Source organism: Bartonella sp. CL435QHHD (assembly GCF_042195095.1).
GTDB lineage: Bacteria > Pseudomonadota > Alphaproteobacteria > Rhizobiales > Rhizobiaceae > Bartonella.
Genome location: NZ_JBHINS010000019.1, coordinates 1 through 8,140, shown reverse-complemented (window position 1 = coordinate 8,140; position 8,140 = coordinate 1). Strand labels below are relative to the sequence as shown.

General features: G+C 37.5%; 3 protein-coding genes and 1 pseudogene. 1 reads left to right on the top strand and 3 read right to left on the bottom strand.

The window, feature by feature from the left end; genetic code table 11:
- The coding region (locus ACFILH_RS00725; RefSeq protein WP_375667218.1) for a type ISP restriction/modification enzyme at window positions 1–4,234 on the top strand (4,234 nt) is incomplete at its 5' end.
- Window positions 4,235–5,158: 924 nt separating this feature from the next.
- On the opposite strand, the pseudogene ACFILH_RS00720 reads toward ACFILH_RS00725, so the two are convergent.
- The 3 genes and pseudogenes from ACFILH_RS00720 to ACFILH_RS00710 all read right to left on the bottom strand — a co-directional run.
- Window positions 5,159–5,624, bottom strand: a pseudogene (locus ACFILH_RS00720) (SMI1/KNR4 family protein); the annotation flags it as partial.
- 46 nt (window positions 5,625–5,670) lie between these two features.
- On the bottom strand, window positions 5,671–6,246 hold the full coding sequence (locus ACFILH_RS00715) for an SMI1/KNR4 family protein (protein ID WP_375667217.1): 576 nt from the start codon (window positions 6,244–6,246) through the stop codon (window positions 5,671–5,673).
- Window positions 6,247–6,297: 51 nt separating this feature from the next.
- Window positions 6,298–8,140, bottom strand: a 1,843-nt coding sequence (locus ACFILH_RS00710) for a DUF637 domain-containing protein (protein WP_375667216.1), incomplete at its 5' end; no start/stop codon positions are given.

The following is an 8,140-nucleotide window of genomic DNA, read 5'->3' as shown; positions in this document are numbered from 1 at the left end:
TCGTAAAAACCAAGATGATATTGTTGGCATGGAAACATCAGATCTTGTTCTCCCTGCTACCACGGATGCGAAAGCCCTTGCCAAAGAAGCTTGCGAAAACCTAGCAGATGCAATGACGGTCATCTTTTCAACCTATCATTCCATTCAAGTGATTTCGGATGCCCAAAAAGACCATGGTTTACCCGAATTTGATCTGATCATTTGTGATGAAGCGCATAGAACAACTGGGGCTTCATTGGGAAGTGAAGACAATGAATCTGAATTTATCAAGGTTCACGATAACAGCATCATTCGAGGTAAAAAACGTCTGTATATGACAGCAACGCCGCGTATCTTTAGTGATACTGCCAAAAGGCGGGCGGATGAGATTAATGCCGTTCTCGCATCTATGGACGATGAAACGCTTTATGGCAAACAACTCCATCATTATACATTCGTGGAAGCTGTCGATAATGAACTTTTAACTCCTTACAAAATTGTGGTCTTGGGTATTAATGAAACCTATATCACACCAGCCATACAGGAGATTATTGCCAATGAAAACCGTGAAATTGATTTAGATGATGCGGCAAAAATTATTGGCTGTTATAGAGCCCTGACCAAAATAGATAAGCAAGCCGCTGTTGATGATGATGATACAGAGCCCATGCAATGTGCTTTAGCTTTTTGCAAAGATATCAATACCTCTCAATATATAACAAAGCTCTTTAATAAAATTATCAAATCTCATATTGATGATTTCCTTCAAACCGTTCCCTTTCTAAACTGTGAAGTAAGACATATTGACGGAACGCAAAGCGTCAAAAAACGCAATGAGGAACTGGATTGGCTTAAAGGAGATGCTGGGAACAATGTTTGTCGGATCTTAAGCAATGTTCGGTGTCTTTCAGAAGGGATTGATGTCCCTGCTCTTGATGCGATCATGTTCTTACACCCACGCAATAGCCAAGTGGATGTGATACAGGCGGTGGGGCGTGTGATGCGCCGTGCTCCAAATAAGAAAACGGGCTATATCATTTTACCCATTATCATTCCTTCACACTTAGAAGCCAAAAAAGCTTTAAAAAACAATAAGAGATACCGTGTTGTTTGGCAAGTTTTGCATGCTTTACATTCTCATGATGAAAGGCTTGCTCGGACAATTAATCAAATGTCTTTAGGACAAGATAGCAGCCATACGATTGAGATTATAGAGATTAAGCGTGAGGATGAATTAAAAGAGCTTACCACAACGGTTGATGAGATCTCGATACCATCAAAAGCAGAAAGTTCTGGACGTGTCATTGGAACAGCAGAAAGCAAATCTCAATCGGTATCTGGAGGACAAGGAGACCTATTCCGCCGTTCTGAATTTTTTGATTTTGTCAAAGCCATTTTTCTGGATAGTTTTAAAATCACCGATTATTGGGGCATATGGGCGAACAATGTTGCTGAGATTGCTCAAAACCATATTACGCATCTTCAAAACCTGCTTACTGATGAAAACAGTGAAACCTTTCATGCTTTTGATGCCTTTCATAAGGAATTAAAGAACAACGTCAACAGCGAAATCAAACAAGAGGAAGCGATTGAGATGTTAGCGCAACATCTTGTCACGCGTCCCGTGTTTGAAGCTTTGTTTGAAGGCAATGAATTTGTACAGAACAATGCTATTTCGCAAGCAATGGATAAGATCTTAACGGAACTGGATAAAACCAATATCGAAGAGAAAACGAAAGATCTTGATAAATTCTACAAAAGTGTCACATTCTGTACAGCAGGCATTACGGAAACTCATGCAAAACAGAATCTTATTATCAAACTTTATGAAAGTTTTTTTGCCAAGGCATTTAAGAAAACCACGGATAGGCTTGGGATTGTTTATACGCCCGTTGAGGTTGTTGATTTTATCATTCATTCTGTTGATGATGTGTTGCGTAATGAATTTGGCAAAAGCTTAGGGTCACGTGGTGTCTCTATTCTTGACCCTTTTACAGGTACTGGTACCTTTATCACACGGCTTTTACAATCTAATCTCATCAAACCAGAGGATATGGAATATAAATTCCGTCATGATATCCATGCCAATGAGATTGTTATCTTAGCTTATTACATAGCAGCGATTAACATTGAATCGACTTATCATAGTATCATGAAAGGTGAGTATATTCCTTTTAAGCATATTGGTTTGACTGATACGTTTCAGATGCTTGAAGAGAAAAATCTTCTACAGGAATTATTCAAAGAAAACAGTGAATATTTAGAGCATCAGAAAAATCTAAACATCAAAGTTATCTTTGGTAACCCTCCTTATTCTTCTGGTCAAAGAAGTGAGAATGATAATAATGCAAATGTAGAATATGAAATACTTGATAGAAGTATCCAAAATACGTATGCACTTAAATCTCAAGCAACATTAAAAAGAAATCTCTATGATAGCTATATTCGAGCGATTAGGTGGGCAAGTAATCGCTTAAATTCTCAAGGTGGTATTGTAGCTTATATTTCTGGAAATGGATGGATAGATAAAGCATTTGCTGATGGCATGCGAAAATGCTTACGAAATGAATATTCTTCTATTTATATTATTAATCTTCGTGGTGATATTCGAAAAAATATAAAATCAAAAGAGCTATCAAAGGAAGGAGGCAATGTTTTTGGTTTTGGAAGTCAAAACGGAATAGCTGTAACGATTTTTGTGCGCAATCCAAATAAAAAACAACCGTGTAAGATTTACTATCATGATATTGGAGATAATCTTTCCACCGCAAAAAAACTTGAGATGCTTCAATACTTTGGTAGTGTTGATGGCATCACAAATAAATCGAGTTGGAAAATAATTACACCGGATGAACATGGTGACTGGATTCATCAACGTGATAACAATTTCAAAACATTTTTAGCTATAGGCGATAAGAAGGGATGTAATTTCAGACTATTTGAAACATTTTCTCTTGGGGTTGTAACTAATCGTGATGCTTGGACGTATAACTCAAGCCATGAAACTTTAAAGAAAAACATGAGTAATATGATTGCCTTCTATAACAGTGAAGTGGAACGTTTTAATGATATCTATCCGCATGCTAGTCGCAAGATACGTACAAAGGCTGTAAATAATTTCGTTGATACAGATGAGAGGAAGATAAGTTGGAGCTATAATGTTAAACAAGAGTTAGTAAGAGGAAAAATCTTTGAATTTGAAAATAAATGCATCACGCAAAGTCTTTATCGTCCTTTTACGAAACAATGGCTATACTGCAACCGTACTTTTAATGAGAGAGTCTATCAAATGCCGCGGATATTCCCTATGGGGAAGGTGGTTGAAAATATGGTAATACAAATTACAGGTACGGGAACTCAATCGGGTTTTTCTGTACTTATGTCTAAAAGTTTACCTAATCTTGATGTAGTGGATAAAGGTCAATGCTTTCCACGCTATATTTATGAAGATGCTGAATCCTTGAAAAACAATAAAGAGAAACAATCCCATTTATTTACAGAAAAAAGCACAACAGCTGGTTTACAGAAGCATGATGCCATTACGGATGAAGGATTAGCACATTTTAAAGAGGCTTATCCTAATGAAAAAATTACTAAGGATGATCTATTCTATTACGTTTACGGTTTACTCCATTCGGAAGATTACCGTGCTCGTTATGCTGATAACCTCTCTAAAGAATTGCCTCGCATTCCTTGCGTAAAGAGTGCTGAAGATTTTTGGAAGTTTGTAACAGCAGGACGTGAACTGGGTCATTTGCACGTAAACTATGAAACTGTAGTACCTTATCCCGTGACCTTTAAAAAAGGCAATCCAAAACAGACTGATATCTCTAATCCAGAAAAGTTTTATTATGTGACTGAAATGAAATTCGCAAAAGCAGGTAAAGAGAAAGATAAATCAACTGTTATTTATAACNTTTATTATGTGACTGAAATGAAATTCGCAAAAGCAGGTAAAGAGAAAGATAAATCAACTGTTATTTATAACAGCAATATCACAATGACAGATATCCCTCTTGAAGCTTATGAGTATATCGTTAATGGTAGACCCGCTCTTGAATGGGTTATGGGGCGTCAATGTGTAAAGACTGATAAAAAGAGCGGCATTGTTAATGATGCCAATCGCTATGCTGTTGAAACCATTGGCAACCCTGCCTACCCTCTAGAGTTGTTTCAAAGAGTTATTACCGTAAGTTTAGAAACCATGAAAATCGTAAAAAACCTACCAAATTTGGTATTAAAAGAAACTAAATAACTTATAAAGCATGCTCACATAATGGGTATGTTGATCTCACAAGTGGTATAGAGCTTATAACCATAATCTATACCTCTTTTGTTAAGTTGATTAGATACAATCCTAATATGCGTTATTCTAAAAAGAAGAAACTTGCACTTTTAGATACTCTTATTTGGATTGCTTTAAGATTTTTAAGAAACCCACTCTTAAAGTGAATTAGATTTTTTACATTGCCTTTAAAAGATTATACCGTAATCTAAAATGATAGCTTTATTGTTATCAAAAGCTTTGTTTAAAGAGAGTTATGTATATTCATTTTCTTATATTACTTATAGGTTTTGTAGGTTTCTCAAACTCTCAAAATACCTTCAAAAATATACCATTGGTTGTATTTATAGGTTGTATCTTAATATAGATTGTATCTCTAAAATGCTAATATATTGAAATATAATGACTTTTATTTTTCGATTGAAAAAATATATATAAAGGGGAGTAAAAGGAACTCTCAAAATACTCAAAATCTTCAAAACTCACAACCATAATGATCTTGATAGCATTTCATATGAATTACAAGCTATCTTTTGAAAGGCTTTAATGACTCACTAAAATGGTCTATTTTGTCAGTTCACTTTACTGACACATAACTGACAGGTTTTAATCAATTCACATCATTGGTTATCTTTCAAGATTGTACTCTTGATATGGGTTATGTTTTTAAAACACTAACCTATTAAAATATAATGTTTTTAATTTTTACTCATAAAAAAAACAATAGAGGCTCTAAAAAGAACTGACAACACTGACACGGTCTATTAAAAGGGATTTTGCTAATCTTTATAATGATCAATCTCTTTTTAGATGTTTTCATAACAAGCAATAAATCGCAATTATCCTATTTATCAACTAGTTGTATAACATCATCTAAGGTATAGGTTTTCATGAATCTTCCCCTGCATACTCTTTAATTCTTTTGCAGAGAAATTCATAAAAATTACTTGCGTAATATTCGCAATCTTCAGATGGAAGCATGACATAGAGTGGGCATTCACCATCCCGAAACTGCGTATAATCAAAATAAAAGGTTTCACCAAAATCTGTTCTGCTAACGAAAAGCTGCTCTGGTGTCACAAAACCACGTTCTCTATTGAGCAAGTTTCGGTAAACAATATCACCAGCAGCAATACCTATAAACGCTACAGATTTCATAACCTCCAATTTCTCCTCCTTTATAATTTTTTAAAAAACTCTTATAAGAAGATGTAAATTGTAAACCGAGAGCTTTCTCCGCCTTTTCAATCAGTAGATCATCAACTGCATTTTCTGCAGTACCCAAATTGATAATCTCATCATCATATTTATTCACTTTATCAATTAATACTGCAACATCATCTAAGGTATAGGTTTTCATGGATGAACCTCAAAACTTGCGTTATAAACGCTCCATATTTCCTCTATCAATTGCCCTTCCTCCATAGTTTTTTCCAAAAACTCTTGTAAAAAGGTACGGGTTGCGGAGTGGGAGTGTTCTCAATCTTTTCAATCGGTTGGTCACCATCAAGTATCTCTTCTCCCGCGTGTACTTTAATTCTTTTGCAAAGGAATTCATAAAAATTACTGGCGTAATATTCGCAATTATCCAATGGATACATAACATAGATTGGACATTCTCCATCCCGAAACTGCGTATAATCAAAATAAAAGGTTTCACCAAAATCAGCGTAACACACGATAAGCTGTTCTGATGTTGCAAAACCACGTTTTCTAGCATTTAAGTTTTTGAAAACAATATCACCACCAGGGATATCTGCTCCACACTCCTTATAAAGGCTAAAGATTTCTTCACCCCCTATTTCTCCTCCTACATATTTTTTTAAAAAACTCTTATAAGACGATGTGAATTGCAAACCGAGAGCTTTCTCCTCCTTTTCAATCCGTAGATCATCAGCCGCATTTTCTTCAGTACGAAAATTGATAATATCATTATATTTATCAATTAATTCTACAACATCATCTAAGGTATAGGTTTTCATCGATTATTTCTCCAAACTTCTTTTTTCTCTCTTTTCATCAACCGTAGAGCATTACTGCCGATGCTCTTGTCCCCATCTGTCAAAATCTATCCCTATGATACTCCATTTCATATCGATTATTCCTCCTAAACTACTGTTTTTTTGTTCTCTAAATCCTTTAGCACGTTCCTTCCAATATTCCTCTCTCCACTTACCAAACTTTTCTCTCTCTATAAGCGATTGATGTGTTTTGGAAGGAGCATGGATTACGGAATTATATTTTTGGTGAGATTCTTTGCTCATTTCTGCTATGGGCCCTTCAGGTGTTTGTGATAAATGATGCAACTCAACAGACTCATCATCAAATCCTATCGGTGCTCTTCCTGCTTCCATCCTTTCAACATTGGTGCCCCACACTTCTTTTTTGTTTTCAGTCCATTTAGAAACTCTGTTAGGATCAAACAAATCGTCTCTCTGATAGGCTTTGTTTGTCTGTCCAAATTTGCTATCAGTAAATTTAGTAGGTTTCTTTTTTAACCAAAGCTTTTTTTCTTTAGCAGCGAGTTTGGTCAGTTCTTTCCTAGCAGCTAGTTTGTCAGGATCTCCTTGAGCTGCAAGTTTGGCAAGATTTTTCTTGGAAGCGAATTGGGCAAAATCTTTCCTAGCAATGAACTTGATCACAGCCTTGTTGCCAAGATTTATAGCTTCCTTGGCTGCTCCAGCTCCTCCAGCAAAGTTTTCTAACACTCCGGCTGATAATCTTCCAGTTTCAAAACCAGCATTAAAAGCTCCGTTAACTTCCGCTTTTTCAAGATTCTCTTTTACGTAATCTATATCCCCTATAAACGCATCCTCAACACCTCCCCAGAATTGACCAGCACCTTCCCAGGCATCATCAATCACATGTCCACTCACGACCCAAGACGCTCCTGTTTCAATGTCTTTAACAGCCCTTTTCGCGCCCCCCCATGGATTGCTAGCAAATATCATTATTTGTAACATCATGTTCTTCACAGCGCCATCAGCTAACTCGTATAGCTTGATTGGTATATCGGCAATGAGACCAGTCATAATTCCTGTCGAAAAAGTTCTATCTTGTTGTTCATCAATCTCGAACCATTTTTCGTTAACATCTCTTCGACACTGATCATCAGGGCACTCTTCTAACTCTTTCTTCATCTGAGCGCGTTGTGCACTACTCAAAAAGTTATTTGCAGCGGCATTACCTGCGGCATCAGCGCCGGCATCAACATTGCCACCGGCAATGGCGGCAGCAACGCCCCCGGCAGCCCTTGCAACATCAATGGTGTGGTCTCTAAAGTCAGCAAACTGCGCATCAATCTTTGCGTTTATACGCGCTTCCTCTTCCGGAGTTGGGGTGCGACCGTTTAGGTCCCCCATTTCCTCTTTCACAATGCCTTGCACCCACAATTGAAACTGGAGCATAGCAGTGGCTTCGCCCACAGCACCCCCCACAGCACCGGCCGTGCAAGCACCGCTCGCAACAGCGCCTTTTAAGCAGCCAAGACCAGCGTGGGCAACGATCTGTGTGACCGTATCTATTTTGCCTTCTGCCTTGGCGGTACCGATTTCTTCTGCCAACGATTTGCCAACCGTATCAGACAGGGCGATGCGCAGATTGTTAAAAAAGTTCTTGTCAAGAGAGCCGCCTTCAAGAGCCGTTTGCACGCCTGTGCCAATGGCGGCTTTGATCAAGTTCTTTTTCGCTTCAAGGGCGATACGATCGACAAAAGGAGCGGTTTTTGGCAAAGATTGTCCAACACCTGCCATTTCCGTTATTTGGCTGGTTAAGCCCGCCGTTAACATCGACGAGACAATGCTGAGAACATTCTTTGAAGAGCCAAGCTCATGCAAAGCGCCGGCAATGTTGCCGCGATTATTGACAAGAGCCACA